General features: G+C 69.9%; 17 protein-coding genes. 11 read left to right on the top strand and 6 right to left on the bottom strand.

Annotated features, from left to right (window positions below):
• Nucleotides 1-78: 78 nt before the first annotated feature.
• Together recA and recX are read left to right on the top strand one after the other, a co-directional pair.
• Nucleotides 79-1119, top strand: coding sequence for a recombinase RecA (gene recA / locus E7742_RS05650; protein ID WP_137798062.1), 1041 nt, complete (start codon nt 79-81; stop codon nt 1117-1119).
• A 64-nt stretch (nt 1120-1183) separates the two neighbouring features.
• Nucleotides 1184-1843, top strand: coding sequence for a recombination regulator RecX (gene recX / locus E7742_RS05655; protein WP_137798063.1), 660 nt, complete (start codon nt 1184-1186; stop codon nt 1841-1843).
• Between the two features lie 22 nt (nt 1844-1865).
• Here recX and E7742_RS05660 read toward each other — a convergent pair whose 3' ends face one another.
• The 5 genes from E7742_RS05660 to E7742_RS05680 form a co-directional block, all read right to left on the bottom strand.
• Nucleotides 1866-2435 (bottom strand): hypothetical protein, encoded by a 570-nt coding sequence (locus E7742_RS05660; protein ID WP_137798064.1) that lies wholly within the window; start codon nt 2433-2435, stop codon nt 1866-1868.
• An 89-nt stretch (nt 2436-2524) separates the two neighbouring features.
• Nucleotides 2525-3448: an amino acid ABC transporter permease gene (locus tag E7742_RS05665; protein WP_137798065.1), complete on the bottom strand. Its 924-nt coding sequence runs from the start codon at nt 3446-3448 to the stop codon at nt 2525-2527.
• A complete protein-coding gene (locus E7742_RS05670) occupies nt 3445-4128 on the bottom strand; it encodes an amino acid ABC transporter permease (RefSeq protein ID WP_137798066.1) in 684 nt (227 codons plus the stop codon). Before E7742_RS05670 ends, E7742_RS05665 begins: the two co-directional genes overlap by 4 nt.
• A gap of 15 nt (nt 4129-4143) precedes the next feature.
• On the bottom strand, nt 4144-4974 hold the full coding sequence (locus E7742_RS05675; protein ID WP_217497540.1) for a glutamate ABC transporter substrate-binding protein: 831 nt from the start codon (nt 4972-4974) through the stop codon (nt 4144-4146).
• Nucleotides 4975-5007: 33 nt separating this feature from the next.
• Nucleotides 5008-5736, bottom strand: a complete 729-nt coding sequence (locus E7742_RS05680) for an amino acid ABC transporter ATP-binding protein (protein WP_175420583.1) — start codon at nt 5734-5736, stop codon at nt 5008-5010.
• A 278-nt stretch (nt 5737-6014) separates the two neighbouring features.
• On the opposite strand from E7742_RS05680, the gene miaB reads away from it, so the two are divergent.
• Together miaB and E7742_RS05690 are read left to right on the top strand one after the other, a co-directional pair.
• On the top strand, nt 6015-7532 hold the full coding sequence (gene miaB, locus E7742_RS05685) for a tRNA (N6-isopentenyl adenosine(37)-C2)-methylthiotransferase MiaB (RefSeq protein ID WP_137798069.1): 1518 nt from the start codon (nt 6015-6017) through the stop codon (nt 7530-7532).
• A complete protein-coding gene (locus tag E7742_RS05690; protein ID WP_137798070.1) occupies nt 7520-8131 on the top strand; it encodes an Rv2732c family membrane protein in 612 nt (203 codons plus the stop codon). The genes miaB and E7742_RS05690 overlap by 13 nt, the downstream gene beginning before the upstream one ends.
• A 72-nt stretch (nt 8132-8203) precedes the next feature.
• On the opposite strand, the gene E7742_RS05695 is transcribed toward E7742_RS05690, so the two are convergent.
• Nucleotides 8204-9562: a DUF349 domain-containing protein gene (locus E7742_RS05695; RefSeq protein WP_137798071.1), complete on the bottom strand. Its 1359-nt coding sequence runs from the start codon at nt 9560-9562 to the stop codon at nt 8204-8206.
• 170 nt (nt 9563-9732) lie between these two features.
• Here E7742_RS05695 and E7742_RS05700 point away from each other — a divergent pair, with 170 nt between their 5' ends.
• The 7 genes from E7742_RS05700 (at nt 9733) to E7742_RS05730 (ending at nt 18224) form a co-directional block, all read left to right on the top strand.
• Entirely contained in the window at nt 9733-10473 is a 741-nt protein-coding gene (locus E7742_RS05700) for a class III extradiol dioxygenase subunit B-like domain-containing protein (protein WP_137798072.1), read from the top strand.
• Entirely contained in the window at nt 10461-11375 is a 915-nt protein-coding gene (miaA, locus tag E7742_RS05705) for a tRNA (adenosine(37)-N6)-dimethylallyltransferase MiaA (RefSeq protein WP_137798073.1), read from the top strand. Before E7742_RS05700 ends, miaA begins: the two co-directional genes overlap by 13 nt.
• 45 nt (nt 11376-11420) lie before the next feature.
• On the top strand, nt 11421-12290 hold the full coding sequence (gene dapF, locus E7742_RS05710; RefSeq protein ID WP_137798074.1) for a diaminopimelate epimerase: 870 nt from the start codon (nt 11421-11423) through the stop codon (nt 12288-12290).
• A 76-nt stretch (nt 12291-12366) separates the two neighbouring features.
• On the top strand, nt 12367-13866 hold the full coding sequence (hflX, locus tag E7742_RS05715; protein WP_137798075.1) for a GTPase HflX: 1500 nt from the start codon (nt 12367-12369) through the stop codon (nt 13864-13866).
• Complete coding sequence (locus E7742_RS05720) at nt 13859-15007, top strand: hypothetical protein (protein ID WP_441346880.1); 1149 nt, start codon at nt 13859-13861, stop codon at nt 15005-15007. The genes hflX and E7742_RS05720 overlap by 8 nt, the downstream gene beginning before the upstream one ends.
• Nucleotides 15008-15146: 139 nt before the next feature.
• A complete protein-coding gene (locus tag E7742_RS05725) occupies nt 15147-16763 on the top strand; it encodes a hypothetical protein (RefSeq protein WP_254699166.1) in 1617 nt (538 codons plus the stop codon).
• 207 nt (nt 16764-16970) lie between these two features.
• Nucleotides 16971-18224 (top strand): uracil-xanthine permease family protein, encoded by a 1254-nt coding sequence (locus E7742_RS05730; protein ID WP_137801054.1) that lies wholly within the window; start codon nt 16971-16973, stop codon nt 18222-18224.
• Nucleotides 18225-18295 lie beyond the last annotated feature (71 nt).

Here is an 18295-nt window from a genome sequence, read left to right on the forward strand (position 1 = left end):
TCGCGTCGGCGAACTTGTCGGTACCGGGCTCTAACCTGACTCACAGATCGCTGACGAGACTTCGAAAAGGGGACCACGATGGCACCACAGGCACACGACCGCGACAAGGCGCTCGAGCTCGCCCTTGCCCAGATCGACAAGAGCTTCGGCAAGGGATCGGTGATGCGCCTCGGTGAGGAGGCCCGTCAGCCCATCGCCGTGATCCCCACCGGTTCCATCGCGCTGGACGTGGCGCTGGGTATCGGCGGTCTGCCGCGAGGCCGCGTCATCGAGATCTACGGTCCGGAATCCTCGGGTAAGACGACGGTCGCGCTCCACGCGGTCGCCAACGCACAGGCCAACGGCGGCATCGCGGCCTTCATCGACGCCGAGCACGCGCTCGATCCGGAGTACGCCCGCAAGCTGGGCGTCGACACCGACGCGCTGCTGGTCTCGCAGCCGGACACCGGTGAGCAGGCGCTCGAGATCGCCGACATGCTGATCCGCTCCGGTGCGCTCGACATCATCGTGATCGACTCGGTCGCCGCGCTCGTGCCGCGCGCCGAGATCGAGGGCGAGATGGGCGACAGCCACGTCGGCCTGCAGGCGCGCCTGATGAGCCAGGCGCTGCGCAAGATGACCGGTGCGCTCAACAACTCGGGCACCACCGCGATCTTCATCAACCAGCTGCGCGAGAAGATCGGCGTGATGTTCGGCTCGCCCGAGACCACGACCGGTGGTAAGGCGCTCAAGTTCTACTCGTCGGTCCGGCTCGACGTCCGCCGCATCGAGACCCTCAAGGACGGCACCGACGCGGTCGGCAACCGCACCCGCGTCAAGGTCGTCAAGAACAAGGTGTCGCCGCCGTTCAAGCAGGCCGAGTTCGACATCCTGTACGGCCAGGGCATCAGCAAGGAGGGCTCGCTGATCGACATGGGCGTCGAGCACGGGTTCATCCGCAAGTCCGGATCCTGGTACACGTACGAGGGCGATCAGCTGGGCCAGGGCAAGGAGAATGCCCGCAAGTTCCTGCTCGAGAACACCGACATCCGCGACGAGATCGAGAAGAAGATCAAGGAGAAGCTGGGTATCGGTGCGGTCCTCACCGACGAGGACGCCGTCGAGCGGGTGGACTTCTAGGTACCGCGCTTCAGTCTTCGCCCCGGCCGGACTCTTCGGTCGGGGCCGAGACGGACCGTCAGTCATGAGCGACGACAACGACACCGACAACAGTCACTACGACCGGTACGGCAGTGACGACGTCGCCGCCGGACGGCGTCGTGCCTCGAACCGAGGCCGCGGACGGCCCGTCGGGGAGAACGGTGAGCCGTTCCAGTTGAAGGGCAGTCCGGAGACGCTCGAGCCCCGGGCGAAGGATGTGTGCCTGAGGCTGTTGACCGACCGGGCCCGCAGCCGCGCGGAACTCGACCAGAAGCTCGCGCAGAAGGGCTATCCGCGGGTGGTGATCGACACGGTCCTCGACCGGCTCGCCGAAGTCGGTCTGGTCGACGATGCATCCTTCGCCGAGCAGTGGGTCCATTCCCGCCACACCTACTCCGGAAAGGGCCGGCGGGCGCTGGCGATGGAATTGCAGCGCAAGGGAATCGACCAACAGACGTCTGCGGATGCGCTGTCGCAGATCAGTTCCGACGACGAACGCGAACGGGCCGCCGAACTGGTGCGCAGGAAGCTCGTGCGAACGACGGTGGCAGACATCGCCGACCGCGACGATCGGGAACGGCTGATGCGTCGACTGGTCGGCATGCTCGCACGGCGGGGATACCAGGCGGGCCTGTCGTTCGCGGTCGTCAAAGCCGAGCTGGCAGACCTGGGGGCGGACACCGACGGGCTCCCGGAGGGCTGAAACCGGACGGGGACCGTCCCCGTCAATGCCGGCGGCGCTTCTTTCTGCTGGTCAGCCAGACGCCCCGGAGTGTCATCAGTACACCGAGGCAGATGCCCCATCCCAGGATGGAGAGCCCCATGCCCACGCCTTCCTGGCTGGTGATCGTCCGGCTGGCGTCGACCGCGAAGGCAGTCGTGAATCCCGCCGCCGTGCCCGTGGCGGCGGCGAGGCCACCGGCCTGCGTCCAACGCGACAGGTGCGCGGCGACGAAACACGCCAGCACCACGGTGGCGCCGCACGTCACCACCTGCCAGGTGGGGAACTTGGTCGGTGCGGGCAGTGCCGGTCCGCGGAACTCGCCCGCGTAGTCGGCCGACCAGCTGAGCCAGCCCGCGCACGACAGAAATCCCAGTACGTACGCGACCAGGCCGGTCGTCCACAACCCCAGCTTTCCGCTGCCCGTGGGTTGGAAGAGCGGGCCGTCGACTGCGGCGCGCTCCGACCGCCACGCCGACCGGACCAGATAGGCACCGACCAGGCTCGGCACGCCCACGAAGATGACGACGTTCGACACGAATTGGGACCAGGAGAAGTCGAATCCGGCGGCCATGCCTCGAGTATGCGGCAGCTCGGGGCCGAAAACCGAAGGGCTCGCGGAGGATCGGAATCCTCTGCGAGCCCTTCGGGTGCTCGTATCGCTCAGCGTGTCGGCCGCGACTGCACGGTCTCGCTGAAATCGTCGATGCCGGGGGCGCCGTCGAGTTCGTTCGTGTCGATCGGAACCACGGCCGGGCGGCCGCCCTTCTTGCCGCCGGTGCGCAGGCGCTTCTCGAGCCACGTCGCGAACGTCGTCAACGCGAAGTTGATGATCACCATGATCAGGCCGACCACGACCAGCGCGGCGAAGAAGTTGCGGTAGTACGACGCCGACTGCTGGCCGCTGCGGATCAGCTCGATGTAGCCGATCTGGTAGCCGAGCGCCGAATCCTTGAGCGCCACAACCATCTGTGAGACCAGCGCCGGGAGCATCGTCGTGACCGCCTGCGGCAACAGGATCAGCCGCATCATCTGGCTCTTGCGCATGCCCAGGGCGGAGGCGGCCTCGGTCTGTCCCTTGGGCAGGGTCTCGATGCCGGCCCGCAGGATCTCCGCGATGACCGAGCCGTTGTAGAGGGTCAGGCCGACGACCACCGCGGCGAGCGCCAGCTGGCTCGACGGGAAGATGCCGTACTGCGCGAACGCCTGGTACGCGAAGATCATCAGGATCAGCACCGGGATCGCGCGGAAGAACTCGACGATCGCACCGCTGAGCCAGCGGACCCAGCGGTGGTCGGACAGGCGGCCGATGCCGAGGATCGCGCCCAGGACGAGCGCGAACACGATCGACAGGGACGCCGCGAGCAGCGTGCCCTTGAGGCCGGGCAGCAGGTAGGTGGTCCACGTGAAGTGGTCGAGGAACGGCGACCACTTGTCGGACTCGAGCTGACCGTTGTCGGCCAGCACGCGCAGCACGTACGCCACCAGGGCGACGAACACGACGCCGGCGGCGATCGCGATGAGCCGGTTGCGGATCCGGGCACGCGGCCCGGGAATGTCGAAGAGAACGCTCGCCTGCTGGGTCATCGCTTCACCGCCAAACGCTTGCCGAGATAACCGAACAGGAACCCGACCGGCAGCGTCAGGATCATGAAGCCGATGGCGAAGATTCCGAACACGACGAACAGCTGGTCCGCCTCGTTCTCGATCATCGTCTTCATGAGCAGCGACGCCTCCGCCACACCGATCGCCGACGCGATCGTGGTGTTCTTGGTCAGCGCGATGAGCACGCTGCCCAGCGGCGCGATGACTGCACGGAAGGCCTGCGGCAGCACGATCATCCGGATGCTCTGCGTGAACGTGAGACCGAGGGATCGGGCCGCCTCCGCCTGGCCGAGCGGGACGGTGTTGATACCCGACCGCAGCGACTCGCACACGAAGGCCGACGTGTAGATGACGAAGCCGAGAACCGCGAGCCGGAAGTTGTTGGAGTCGATGAACTGCGGGGAATCCTCGGGTGCGAAGTGCACACCCAGGTTCTGGTACAGGCCCACCGAGCAGAACACGATGATCAGTGTCAGCGGCGTGTTCCGGAAGATGTTGACGTACCAGGTCGCGAAGACCCGCAGGATCGGTACGGGTGAGACCCGCATGGCCGCCAGAATCGTGCCCCAGACCAGGGCACCGAGTGCGGACCAGAAGGTCAGCTGCACCGTTGTCCAGAACGCGCTGACGAGTTGGTCGCCGTAGGTGTCGATCAGTCCCATGTCACCTCCTCCGCATCAGTACCGGTCGACGGTCGGCGGCGCGGGAAGCGCGTAGCCGGACTCGCCCATGGTGTCTTCGAGTGCGCGCTGCCACGCGCCGGTCGCGATCATGTCCTCGATCGCATCGTTGATCTTCGTTCGCGCCTCGGTCTCGCCCTTGGGGAGGCCGACGCCGTACAGCTCGGTGGTGAACGGCTGTCCGGCGAGCTTGAACTCGCCCGGGTACTGGGACGCGTAGCCGGCCAGGATGATGTCGTCGGTGGTCAGCGCGTCGACCTTGCCGCGGTGCAGCGCCTCGACGCAGGACGAGTAGCTGTCGAACTGCTGCAGCTGGACGCCCGGATAGGACTTCGCGATCTTCTGCGCGGGTGTGGATCCCGACACCGAGCACAGCTTCTTGCCGCCCTGCAGGGACTCCGCGCCGGTGATCGAATCGTCGTCCGCGCGTACGAGGAGCGACTGGCCTGCCACGTAGTACGGGCCGGCGAAGTCGATGACCTTCTTGCGGTTGTCGGTGATCGAGTAGGTGCCGACGACGAAGTCGACCTCCCCGTTCTTGATCAGCGTCTCGCGCTGCGCCGACGGCGCCTCGCGCCACGTGATTCCGCTCTCGGGCACCCCGAGGTAGTTCGCGATGTACTTCGCGACCTCGACGTCGAAGCCGGTCATCGTCTTGTCGGGCTCGCGCAGTGCCAGCCCCGGCTGGTCGAACTTGGTGCCGATCGTGAGGCTGCCCTCGGCGGCGTCCGCCAGGACGTCGCGGGGCTCGCTGCTACCGCACGCCGACGCCGTCAGGACGACGGCCGTCAACGCGGCGACCACACCGAGGAGTCGGCGGGATTTCATTCGTGTGCGTCTCATGTGCTCTTCCGTCCCCGCTCAGTGACCGAGGATCTTGCCGAGGAAGTCCTTGGCGCGGTCGGACTCCGGTGCCGTGAAGAAGGTGTCCGGGTCGGTGTCCTCGAGGATCGCGCCGTCCGACATGAAGATGATCCGGTCCGCGGCCTTGCGCGCGAACCCCATCTCATGGGTGACGACGATCATGGTCATGCCTTCCTTGGCGAGACCGACCATCACGTCGAGGACCTCGTTGACCATCTCCGGGTCGAGCGCCGAGGTCGGCTCGTCGAACAGCATCACCTTGGGATCCATCGCGAGCGAGCGCGCGATCGCCACCCGCTGCTGCTGGCCGCCCGAGAGCTGCGCCGGGTACTTCTCGGCCTGCGCCTCGATCCCGACACGGTCGAGCAGGGCCAGCGCCCGCTTCTTGGCCTCCGCCTTGTCGAGCTTGCGCACCTTGATCGGCGCGAGCATCACGTTCTCGAGCACGGTCTTGTGCGCGAAGAGGTTGAAGCTCTGGAAGACCATGCCGACGTCGGAGCGCAGGCGGGCGAGGGCCCGGCCCTCCGCGGGGACGGGCACCCCGTCGATCGTGATGGTGCCCTCGTCGATGGGTTCGAGGCGGTTGATGGTGCGGCACAACGTCGACTTGCCCGAACCCGAGGGGCCGAGCATCACGACCACTTGACCGGCGGGGATCTCCAGGTCGATGTCCTTGAGAACGTGCAGGTCACCGTAGTGCTTGTTGACCCCCTTCATGGAGATCATCGACTGGGTTCCGGTAGCCGCTCCGGTGGTCTCAGGCTGCGTCATAACGGGTAACCCTATATGGACCCCATCCGTACTCGCTGGTCTGCACGCCGTGGGTCTGGAACGATCAAGTCCTGGGGGTTCTCGAATAGTGGACGCGCCGGCCGATCGAACGCCCGACCGGGCGTCCGGTCCGCGGTGCCACGAGCCGGGCGGCGACCACCCGGATGCCCGGCCGCGAGCACAGGCAATGCTCTGTCGCCGGATGGTTTTCCGGGGGCCGTACCCTTGAGTGCGTGGAGACGATCGACCAGAACGCGGGACGCAGCTACGAGGTCCGCACGTACGGCTGTCAGATGAACGTGCACGACTCCGAGCGGCTGTCCGGCCTGCTCGAGGATGCCGGCTACGCCAAGGCCGCCCCCGGCGAGCAGGCGGACCTGGTGGTCTTCAACACCTGCGCGGTGCGCGAGAACGCGGACAACAAGCTGTACGGCAACCTCAGCCATCTCGCGCCGGTCAAGGAGCAGCGCCCCGGCATGCAGATCGCGGTCGGCGGCTGCCTCGCGCAGAAGGACCGCGACACCGTCGTGAAGAAGGCCCCGTGGGTCGACGTGGTGTTCGGCACGCACAACATCGGGTCGCTGCCGGCGTTGCTCGAGCGGGCGCGGCACAACGAGCGGGCCGAGGTCGAGATCCTCGAATCGCTCGAGGCTTTCCCGTCGACGCTGCCCGCCAAGCGCGAGTCCGCGTACGCGGGCTGGGTGTCGATCTCCGTCGGTTGCAACAACACCTGCACGTTCTGCATCGTGCCGTCGCTGCGGGGCAAGGAGGTCGATCGCCGGCCCGGGGACATCCTCGCCGAGGTCCAGGCGCTGGTGAACGAGGGTGTGCTGGAGGTGACGCTGCTGGGGCAGAACGTCAACTCCTACGGCGTCTCGTTCGCCGATCCCGAGATCCCGCGTGATCGCGGTGCGTTCGCGAAGCTGCTGAGCGCGTGCGGGCAGATCGAGGGACTCGAGCGGGTCCGGTTCACGTCGCCGCACCCGGCCGAGTTCACCGATGACGTGATCGAGGCGATGGCCACGACGCCGAACGTGTGCCCCCAGTTGCACATGCCGTTGCAGTCCGGTTCGGACCGCGTCCTCAAGTCGATGCGCCGGTCGTACCGCAGCGCCAAGTTCCTGGGCATCATCGAGAAGGTTCGCGCCGCGATGCCGCACGCCGCGATCACCACCGACATCATCGTCGGTTTTCCGGGGGAGACCGAGGAGGATTTCCAGGCGACCCTCGACGTGGTCCGGCAGGCCCGCTTCACGAGCGCCTTCACGTTCCAGTACTCCAAGCGCCCCGGCACACCGGCCGCCGAGATGGACGGCCAGCTCCCCAAAGCCGTTGTGCAGGAACGCTACGACCGCCTCATCGCGCTCCAGGAGGAGATCACCCTCGCGGAGAACCGCAAGCTCGTCGGGACCGAGGTCGAACTGCTGGTGACCGCGGGCGACGGCCGCAAGAACGCCGAGACCGCGCGGATGAGCGGCCGGGCGCGGGACGGTCGACTGGTCCACTTCAAGCCCGAGGGCAACCTCGACGGCGCTCTGCGTCCCGGCGACGTCGTCACCGTCACCGTCACGGCGGCGGCGCCGCACCACCTGGTGGCGGACGACTCCGTGCTCACCCACCGCCGCACCCGCGCCGGTGATTCGTTCGAACGTGGGGTCACGCCCAAGACTCCGCCGATCGGTGTCGGGTTGGGACTGCCCCAGGTGGGCGCCCCGGCTCCGCTGCCCGTACAGATGGGATGCAACGCATGAGTGCCAGCGGCGACGCGGCCGGGGACGGCAGGCGGTCCGACGGGCCGACTCCCGATCCGATGGACGAGTACCAGAAGGACTTCGAGGCCGCGGAGAAGAAGATCGCCGGCGAGATCGACCCGGGCATCCGTGCCGTGGTCGTGGCGGTGGGCGTGCTGGTGCTGCTGTTGTCGTTCACGTTGCCGCACACCGGGTCGGCGAACGGGTGGGACACGCTGGTGTACGCGCAGTCGGCCGTCGACGAACACGTCAAGCTGCCGTCCCGGATCTTCGTGTGGCTGGCGCTGGTGTTCGGCGGCATCTTCTCCATCCTGGCGCTCGTGACCCGCAGGTGGTTCGTCGCCTGGATCGCGCTGGCCGGGACCGCGGTGTCCGTGGTCTTCGGCATGCTGGCGATCTGGTCGCGGCAGACGTTGCCGGTGGGGGAGGACGGCGCCGGCCCGGGCTTCGGGCTCGTGCTCGGGTGGATCACCGTCATCGTGCTGACGTTCCACTGGATCAAGGTGGTGTGGAGCCGGACCGCGATGCAGCTGGCGGCGGAAGAGGAACGGCGGCGCGCGGCCGAGAACGAGCCCGGCCGCGACGACTGGACCGTCTGAGGTCCGGAAGACACGACGAAGGGGCGACGCCGACCGGCGTCGCCCCTTCGTCGTGTACGGGCGTCGGGCGGATCAGCGCTCGCCCACGGCGCCCTCCGCGGCGTCGGCCCACTCGCGCCACTGCTGCGCCTGCGCGCGCGCCTTCTCCGCGTCCTTGGTCCGGCCCGCGGCACTCGCCTTGGCGGCCTGCTCCTCGAACTGCGCCACGCGCTCGCGGAACTGCGCTGCACGCGCGAGGGCCTCGGGATCGGTTCGGCGCCACTCCGAATCGGCCGCCTCGCGTACCCGCTTCTCGATCGCGCGGAGCTTGCCCTCGAGGTCGTGCATGCGCTCGCGGGGCACCTTGCCGATCGCGTCCCACTTCTCCTGCAGGTCACGCAGCGCGGCCCGGGCCCCGTCGAGATCCTTCGCCGGATCGATGTGGTCGGCGGCCTTCAGCAACTCCTCCTTGGCGAGGGCGTTCTGTGCGAACTCCGCGTCGCGTTCGGACGCCGCGGCATTGCGCGCGGCGAAGAACACGTCCTGGGCCTCCTTGAACCGCCGCCACAGCGCGTCGTCGGCCTCGCGGGGAGCGCGGCCGGCTGCCTTCCACTCGGCCAGCAGATCCCGGAACTGGCCGGCGGTCGGACCCCACTCCGTCGACGTGGACAGCGCCTCAGCCTGTGTGACCAGCTCCTCCTTGCGGGTCTTCGCGGTGGCCCGCTCCCGGTCGAGTTCGGCGAAGTGCGTGCCACGGCGGCGGTTGAACGCCTCCCGGGCCTTCGCGAAGCGCCGCCACAGGGCGTCGTCGGTCTTGCGGTCGAGCCCGCGGATCGTCTTCCACTCGTCGAGGATCTCCCGCAGCCGGTCGCCCGCGGCCTTCCACTGGGTGGACTCCGCGCCGATCTTCTCCGCCTCGGCGGCCAGTTCCTCCTTGCGGGCGGTCTGTTCCTGGCGCGTCTGCTCCTTGTCGTGCTTCGCCTTCTCGGCGGCGTGCTCGGACCCTTCGATGACGGCCGTCAAACGGGCACTCAGCGCGTCGATGTCGCCGATGACCGCAGCTGTCGGCAACGTCTCGGCCAGTGCCTCGGCCGCGGCCCGGGTCTTCTTCGCGTCGCCCGCACCGGACGTGAGCCGGGCCTCGAGCAGTCCCACCTCGGTAGCCAGGTCGTCGTAGCGACGGCCGAAGTGCGCCAGGCCTTCCGCGGCGTCCCCCGCCTGCCACGAACCGATCCGACGCTCGCCGTCGGCGGTCCGGACCCACGCCGTACCGTCCTCGTCGACCCGGCCGAACCGGCTCGGATCGCTCGGTGCCGCCGCGGCCGGCTTGGTGTGACCGGGAACCGGGCCGGGCTTGGGCGAACTCGACGTCGCGGTACCCGGCTTGGCGCCGCCGGGCTTGGGGACTCCCGGCTTGGGGGTACCCGGCGTGGGGGCGTTGCTCTCGGTCATAGCTCCTCGTCTCTGCCGCGCGTCACGGCTGCCTGATCGCACTGTCACCACCTGCTCGTGTCCGACCGTTCGTTCGGTACGGCCGGGAGCCTGCAGCGACTGTTCGATGACTATTGAAACAGGTATGACGCCCACAGTGCGTAACCTCGGGTCGACTACCGTTGCGCAGTGTGTTGACCGCCGCCGCCTTCGTGCCCTCGCCGCCACTGCTGGTTCCCGAGTTGACCGGAGCCGCAGCATCGGAAACCGACCAGTTGCGCCGAGCGGCCCTGGACGTGGCGTCCCGGCTGGGCCGGGTGAGCACGGAGTGGACGGTGCTTGCGGTCGCCGATCCCGACGCCCCGTCCGCGGGGGAGGTCGCCCCCGAAAAATGCGGGAGCTTCGCGGGTTTCGGTGTCGACGTGCGAGTGTCCCTGTCGCCCGACGCATCCGGGCGCGACACCGACCGCTCGATGCCGCTCCCGGCCCTGGTCGCGGGCTGGCTGCGAGGTGCGGCGGCGCCCGACGCGCGAGTGCGGGTCCGGCTCCTCGCACCCGAGACCACGTCCGACGACTGCGTCCGGCTGGGCCGCGAACTGCGAGCCGAGCTGGACGCGCGGCCGGAGCCGCAGGCTCTGCTCGTCGTCGCCGACGGCGCCAACACCCTGACCGACAAGGCGCCCGGGGCGTTCGACGAGCGCTCCCCGCACATCCAGTCGGGACTGGACGCCGCCCTGGCCGACGGCGACTGCGACGCGCTCGGACGGCTCGATCCCGGCACCTGCCGGGAGATCGGGCTGGCCGGACGGGCGGCGTGGCAGACGTTCGCCGCCGTCTTCAGCGGTCCCGCCGGCGGCCCCCGCAAATCCGAATCGCTGTACGCGGGCGCGCCGTACGGCGTCGGCTACCACGTCGGGATGTGGCTGCCGTGACCGGACGGACCCCCGTCGCGGTCGTCGGACCCACCGCCACCGGCAAATCCGATCTGGGTCTCGAGCTCGCGGAACGGCTCGGCGGCGAGATCGTCAACATCGACGCGATGCAGCTGTACCGGGGCATGGACGTGGGAACCGCGAAGCTCGCACCGCACGAGCGCCGCGGCATCGTCCATCACCAACTCGACGTGCTGGACGTGACCGAGTCCGCGACCGTCGCCCGCTACCAGGAGTCGGCCGCGCGTGACGTCGAGGACATCCGTGCCCGCGGCGCGGTGCCCGTCATCGTGGGCGGATCGATGATGTACGTGCAGTCGCTGCTCGACCAGTGGTCGTTCCCCGCCACGGACCCCGACGTGCGCGCCCACTGGGAAGCGGTGCTGGCCGAGCGGGGAGTCGCAGCCCTGCACGCGGAACTGGCGCGGGTCGATCCCGACGCCGCCGCGTCGATCCTGGCGACCGACGGCCGCCGGATCGTCCGGGCGCTCGAGGTGGTCCAGATCACCGGTCGACCGTTCGCGGCGTCGGCCCCGCAGATCGGTGAACCACGTTGGGGAACAATAATTCTCGGAGTCGATCGGGAGACCGAGGCGCTCGACGCACGGATCCGGTCGCGCACCGAGGCGATGTTCGACAAGGGGCTCGTGGACGAGGTCCGGGCGCTGGTGGACGTCGGGTTGCGTGAGGGGGTCACCGCGCAGCGCGCGATCGGCTACGCGCAGGTGCTCGCGATGCTCGACGGCGAGTACGACCTCGCCGAGGCGCGCGAGCGCACGTTCGTCGGGACCCGGCGGTACGTGCGGCGGCAGCGGTCGTGGTTCCGCCGCGATCCGCGCGTGCACTGGCTCGACGGTGCGGCGACCGACCTCGTCGATTCCGCCCTCCGGCTGGTCGGCTGACCGCGACGGGCGGGGGCCGGCGTGCGCCTCGCTAGAGTGGTCGGCATGGAATTCAGCAAGGGCCACGGCACCGAGAACGACTTCGTGATCCTCCCGGATCCGCATGCCGACCTTGCGCTTCCCGAGCACCGGATCGCCGCCCTGTGCGACCGCAACCGCGGCCTCGGCGCCGACGGGGTCCTGCGGGTCGCGCGTGCGGGCGCGCTCACCGCGGTCGGCGTACTGCGCGAACTGCCCGCCGGGGTCGGAGCCGACGACTGGTTCATGGACTACCGCAACGCGGACGGATCCATTGCGGAGATGTGCGGCAACGGAGTTCGGGTGTTCGCGCACTACCTGCGCACGAGCGGGCTGGAACTGCGGGACGAGTTCGTCGTCGGCAGCCGGGCCGGAGCCCGCCCCGTCGTCGTCCACGCCGCCGACCACGTGCACGGCGACGTCACCGTGGACATGGGGCAGGTCCGCGAACTCGGCCCCTCGACGACCACGATCGGTGGTCGGGTGATCGCCGGCATCGGCATCGACGTCGGCAATCCGCATCTCGCGTGCGTCGACCCCGACCTGACCCCGGCGGCGCTCGCCGCGCTCGACCTGTCGACCGCGCCGGGCTTCGACCCGGGCTTCTTCCCCGAGGGCGTCAACATCGAGATCCTCACCCCGCTCGACGGCGGGGCCGTCGACATGCGCGTCCACGAGCGCGGCGTGGGTGAGACCCGCTCGTGCGGCACGGGCACCGTCGCGGCGGCGGCCGCGGCCCTGCGCGCGAGCGGCGCCACCGACGGCAAGGTCGAGGTGCGGGTGCCCGGCGGCCGGGTGGAGGTGACGGTCGACGGCGGCCGCGCCGCGCTCCGGGGGCCGTCGGTCCTGGTCGCGTCCGGACGCATCGACGACCGGTGGTGGACCGAACTGGGCTGACCCGCCCGGCGCGGGGTTCCTCCCTCGGCGAAATGCGCGTGCACGCAGGTCTCGGTTCGTGGGATCATGGACGTGTATGACGAAATCACATCGCACCGAGTTCCCGTCCGTGTCGGAGTCCCAGGAAGCGTCCGACCGGGCGAGGGCGTCCGACAGCGAAGAGTACTTCGACGATTCCGACTATTCCTCAGCCCCCTCCGTCGGCGAGATGCAGCTCGACGAACGCAGCGCCCTGCGTCGTGTCCAGGGGCTGTCCACCGAGCTCACCGACGTCACCGAGGTCGAGTACCGGCAGCTGCGCCTCGAACGCGTGGTTCTGGTGGGGGTCTGGACCTCGGGTACCGCGGCCCAGGCCGACGCCAGCATGGCCGAGCTCGCGGCCCTCGCCGAGACCGCCGGCTCCGAGGTCCTCGAGGGCCTGGTCCAGCGCCGCGACAAGCCGGACGCCGCGACGTACATCGGTTCCGGCAAGGCCGACGAACTGCGGCAGGTGGTGCTCGCGACGGGCGCCGACACCGTGATCTGCGACGGCGAGCTCACCCCTGCGCAGCTCACCGCGCTGGAGAAGGTCGTCAAGGTCAAGGTCATCGACCGCACCGCGCTGATCCTCGACATCTTCGCCCAGCATGCGACGTCCCGGGAGGGCAAGGCGCAGGTCGCGCTCGCCCAGATGGAGTACATGCTTCCGCGCCTGCGCGGCTGGGGTGAATCGATGTCCCGGCAGGCGGGTGGCCGCGCCGGCAGCAACGGCGGCGTGGGTCTGCGCGGCCCCGGTGAGACCAAGATCGAGACCGACCGTCGGCGCATCCGCGAGCGGATGGCGAAGCTGCGGCGCGAGATCAAGGGCATGAAGGCGGCACGCGACACCAAGCGCAGCCACCGCCTCCGCAGCGAGGTGCCGTCCGTGGCCATCGTCGGCTACACCAATGCCGGTAAGTCCAGCCTCCTCAACGCGCTCACCGGGTCCGGGGTGCTGGTGCAGAACGCGCTGTTCGCGACGCTGGACCCGACGACGCGGCAGGCCTCCTTCGAGGACGGGCGCGAGTACGTGCTCACCGACACCGTCGGTTTCGTGCGGCATCTGCCCACCCAGCTGGTCGAGGCGTTCCGCTCGACGCTCGAGGAGGTGACGGATGCCGACCTGCTGCTCCACGTGGTCGACGGGTCCGATCCGTTGCCGACCGACCAGATCAAGGCCGTCCGCGAGGTGATCACCGAGGTGATCCGGGAGAACGATGCGCCCGCTCCGCCCGAGTTGATCGTCGTGAACAAGATCGACGCGGCGGACCCGGTGGTACTGACGCAGCTGCGCGGGCTCCTGCCCGGCGCGGTGTTCGTGTCCGCCCGGACCGGGGAGGGCATCGACGAGCTCCGCGAGCGTCTGGGCGAGATCGTCCGACGCCCCGAGGTCGAGGTCGACGTGCTCGTGCCCTACTCGCGGGGCGATCTCGTCGCGCGAATCCACTCGGACGGCCAGATTCTCGACACCTCGCACGAGGCGGACGGCACCCGGATGCGGGTGCGGGTTCCCGAGGCGCTCGCCTCGGCGCTCGGCGAGTTCGAGGGGCGTGGGTAGCCGCCACTGCGGACTCCGGCTCTCGTTCGCCGGTGCCGCGCTCGCGCTCGGCCCGGCGCTGCTGTTCGGCGTGCCGGTGGCGCACGCCGCCGACGCGAGCGTTCCGGTGCCGGACGCCCGCTTCGAACCGCTGTGCACGCCCACGGATCCCGTGCTCGAGGAACTGTCGGGCCTCGCGGTGGCGGGCGGGGCGATCCACGGCATCGGCGACAGCGGCTCCGACGACGCCGTCGTCGTCCTGGACGACACCTGCGCGGTCACCGAGACGGTGCCGGTCCCGGTCGATCCGTACGACATCGAGGACCTGGGCGTCGGCCCGGACGGGCGCCTGTGGCTGGCCGACACCGGCGACAACGAGCGGGCCCGGGCCACGGTCGCGCTGATCGATCTCGATCCGCGGTCCGGCGGCGGGCGGCTGCACCGGCTCACCTACCCGGACGGCCCGCACGACGCCGAGACCCTGCTCGTGCAACGGGACGGCGTGCCCCTGATCGTCACCAAGGAAGTTCTGGCCGCCGACGGGATCTACCGGCCGGCGGGCGGCACGGTCGTCGGCGAGCTCGCGTCACCCGGTCCCACCGCCCTCGAGCGCGTCGGCGAGATCCGGCTGGGACCCACCGACACGCCGGGTGGCCCGGTGCCGGTGGGCGCGTCCACGCTGGTGACCGGCGGCGCGGTGAGCGCCGACGGCACCGTCGCCGCGCTCCGCACCTACACGGACGTGTACCTGTTCTCAGCCCCCGACGGCGACCTCGTCCGTGCCCTCACGACCGGCACCCCGGCGCGGGTGGCGCTCCCGGACGAGCCGCAGGGAGAGGCCCTCGCCTTCACCCCGGACGGCGCGTTGCTCGCCGGATCGGAGTTCGCGGGCGGACCCCCTCCGCCGCTGCAGATCCTGCGGGGCGCGACCGACCTGGCGCGCACGCACTCGCGCTCGGGCGACGACGCGGGGCCGCCGTCGACGGCCGCGACCGAGTCGGCCGCCGGCGGGCAGTCCGGTGGGGCGACCGGCGCCGGCGGCGACACCCCGACCGACGGAGCCGTGCGGTGGTCCACCCCGGCCCTCGTGGGCGGCGCCGTGGCCGCCGGTCTCGCCACGTACGGCCTGGTACGCCGACGCGCGCGGTCGCGGCGACGCTGACCGTCCGGTGCCGCACCCCTGACCGCGCGCCGCGTCGTCGGCCGAAGCGGATGATCACCGGAAATCGGGCATCGGTCCGCTACTGTCTTCCCGTGCTGGATCGGGCTGTCCGCCAGCGACAATCACACGGGGAGGCACGGTGCGCCGGCGCTGTACAGCGTTCTTCATCTCGATTTTCACGGCACTGCTCCTACTGGCGTTCTCGGCGCCTGCGGGCGCGGCGCCGTCGTTCGGTTCGCTCGGATCTCTCGGTTCGAGTGCGTCGGGTTCGTCGGACGACTCGGAGTCGTACGTCGCGATCGACCCGACCTCGGGAACCCTGATCGCGAGCAGCGGATTCGACGTGACACGCGACGGGTTCTCGTTCGAGAACTGGGGCGGCCCGTCGCCGGAGCACCGCCGGGGCCTGACGCCCACGGTCATGCAGTCGCTGTACGGCGACCGGATCTGTGCGCGGATCGACGCCGGTGGGTGCGTGCTCACAGCCACCGGTGAGGCGCTCCAGGCCGACCTCGACGATGCCTGGAGCGGGGGTCACTGCTTCGGTTTCGCCGCGCTGGCAGGGCTTTTCGCCACCGACCAGCTCGACAAGGCGACCACGCTGCCGTCGGGCGGGGAGGTATTCGACGAGCGCCCGTCGGACCGACTCGACGGGCTGATCTCGCGCTACGCCAGCACCCAGATCTCGCCCCCGACCAGTGACGCCGCCACGGCCGCGCCGGTCGCCGACATCCTCGGCAGACTCGAGGCCGCGTGGGCGCGGGGGGACAACTACGTGCTGACGTTGTTCGGGGACATCGGCGGCCACGCGATCACCCCGATCGCCTTGCGGGACCTGGGCGGGGGCAGGACCGGGATCGTGGTGTACGACAACAACTATCCCGGTGTCGAGAAGATGGTGGTGGCCGATGCCGGTGCCGACAGGTGGTACTACACCACGGCCCTGAACCCGGCCGACAGGAGCTACCTGTTCGTCGGATCCCCGGACAACCCGATGCGGCTGGTCGAGTTGCCGCAGACCAACGCGGTGCACGAATGCCCGATCTGCCACGACGCCGGTGACGATTCGGTGCTGGTAATGATCAAGGACAACGCCGAGAACCGGGACGGGACGATCCTCGGCTGGGACCTCGACATCACCGCGCCGGACGGCAGCGAGATCGAGGGTGTCGATCAGCTCCAGTCCGTCAACAACCAGCAGACCCACCTGTTCCGCGTCCCGGCCGGCGTCGCGTTCGAGATGACCGTCGGCGACGTGCCCGTCGGCCGCTCCGCCGACCTCGACATCTCGCTCTACGGTGACGGCTGGATCAACGAGGTCGACGGGCTCGTCCTGCCGCCGGGCGCCACCGCGACCGTGAACGTGGACCAGAGCCAGCGCAAGCTCGACCTGCAGGGCAACTTCGCGATCACGCCGACGTTGATGCTGGCCACCGAGCAGGCGGACTGGTCGGTGGCGGCGCGGGGCACCGGCCTGCGGATCCTGCCCGGCACCACCTTGTCGGTGGAACGCGACACCGACGGCGACTTCGTGTACGCGCTCGACGGAGTCGGGCTCCCCGCGGCGATGACCTTCGACGTCCGGCGCCGCGACGGCGCGGGCGATCAGAACGTCACCACCGGCGCACCGGTGAGCATCCCGGTGCACTCGTCCGCGTCGGTGGCCGCGCACGAGTGGAACGGGACCAGCCCGCTCGACGTCCGCGTCGTGGGCAACGGTGCGGAGCGGACCTACCCGATGGTGCCGCGCCCGTAGGCGGATCCGCTCGGTCTGCTGCAGCCGCCCGTCCCCGCGACGGGCGGCTGCGGCGTTTCTCGATCGGAACGCGAAGTCGGTGACCGGGTGCTCCCGACGTGAATCCCGGTGGTCCATCGGTGCAGGCGGTGGCCCTATCATTGGCCAACTGTGACGAGTACTGAGGACCACGCGCGACGCGCGCCCGAGCGGGAAGCCGGCACCGGGATGTTCGGATGGGCGCTGCACGGGGACGGCCGGACCATCAGCGACGGCGCGGTCGTCGGGCCGCACGAGCGGCTGTCGTGGCCGCGCACCATCGGGATCGGCATGCAGCACGTGATCGCGATGTTCGGCGCCACGCTGCTCGTCCCGACGATCACCGGGTTCCCGGTGACCACGACGCTGCTGTTCTCGGGTCTGGGCACCGCGCTGTTCCTGCTGCTCACCCGCGGCCGGATTCCCAGCTACCTCGGCTCGTCGTTCGCGTTCATCGCGCCGCTGAGCGCCTCCGCCGGCGAGGGACCCGCCGCGCAGCTCGGTGGCGTCGTCGCCGCCGGTGTGGTGCTCATGCTCATCGGTGCCCTGGTGCGGGCGATCGGCGCCCGCGTGATCGACGCGGTGATGCCGCCGGTCGTCACCGGCGCCGTCGTCGCCCTCATCGGTCTCAATCTGGCGCCGTCCGCGACCGGTTCCTTCCAGGCCCAGCCGCTGATCGCGGCGGTGACCTTGCTGGGCATCCTGCTGGCGACGGTCCTCGGGCCGGGCATTCTGGGCCGTCTCGGGATCCTGATCGGCGTCGTGGTGGGCTGGGTCTTCGCCGCGGTCACCGGCGGCCTCGCGGACGAGCGCGTCGACGCCCTGCGTGAGGCCGCATGGTTCGGTGTGCCGCACCTGCGGGCGCCGACGTTCGAGCTGTCGGTGATCCTGCTGGCGTTGCCGGTCGTGATCGTGCTCGTGGCGGAGAACGTCGGGCACGTCAAGGCGGTGTCGGCGATGACCGGCAAGCCGCTCGACGACCTCGCCGGCAACGCGCTGTTCGCGGACGGCCTCGCCACGACCCTCGCCGGTGTGGGCGGCGGCTCGGGCACCACGACGTACGCCGAGAACATCGGCGTCATGGCCGCGACGCGCGTGTACTCCACCGCGGCGTACTGGGTCGCCGCCGTCACCGCCGTCGTGCTGTCCTTCTCGCCGAAGTTCGGCGCGCTCGTGTTCACCGTCCCCGACGGCGTCATCGGCGGCGCGACGCTGGTGCTCTACGGCCTGATCGGCATCCTGGGCGTGCGGATCTGGATGGACGCGAAGGTCGACTTCACCGACCCGGTCAACCTCACGGTGGTCGCGACCGCGCTCGTCGCGGGAATCGGCAACCTCACGCTGTCGATCGGCTCGGTCGAGCTGGGCGGGATCGCCTGGGGTTCGGTCGGCATCCTCGTCGCATATCCGCTGATGCGGTGGCTCAGCACGCTGCGGCGCTGACATCGGCGCCGGGCGGGTCGTGATCCGCGCCACGCGGTCACGAATCGTGCTCGCCTCGGTCATGGATCGTC

Source organism: Rhodococcus sp. SGAir0479 (assembly GCF_005484805.1).
Classification (GTDB): Bacteria; Actinomycetota; Actinomycetes; order Mycobacteriales; family Mycobacteriaceae; genus Prescottella.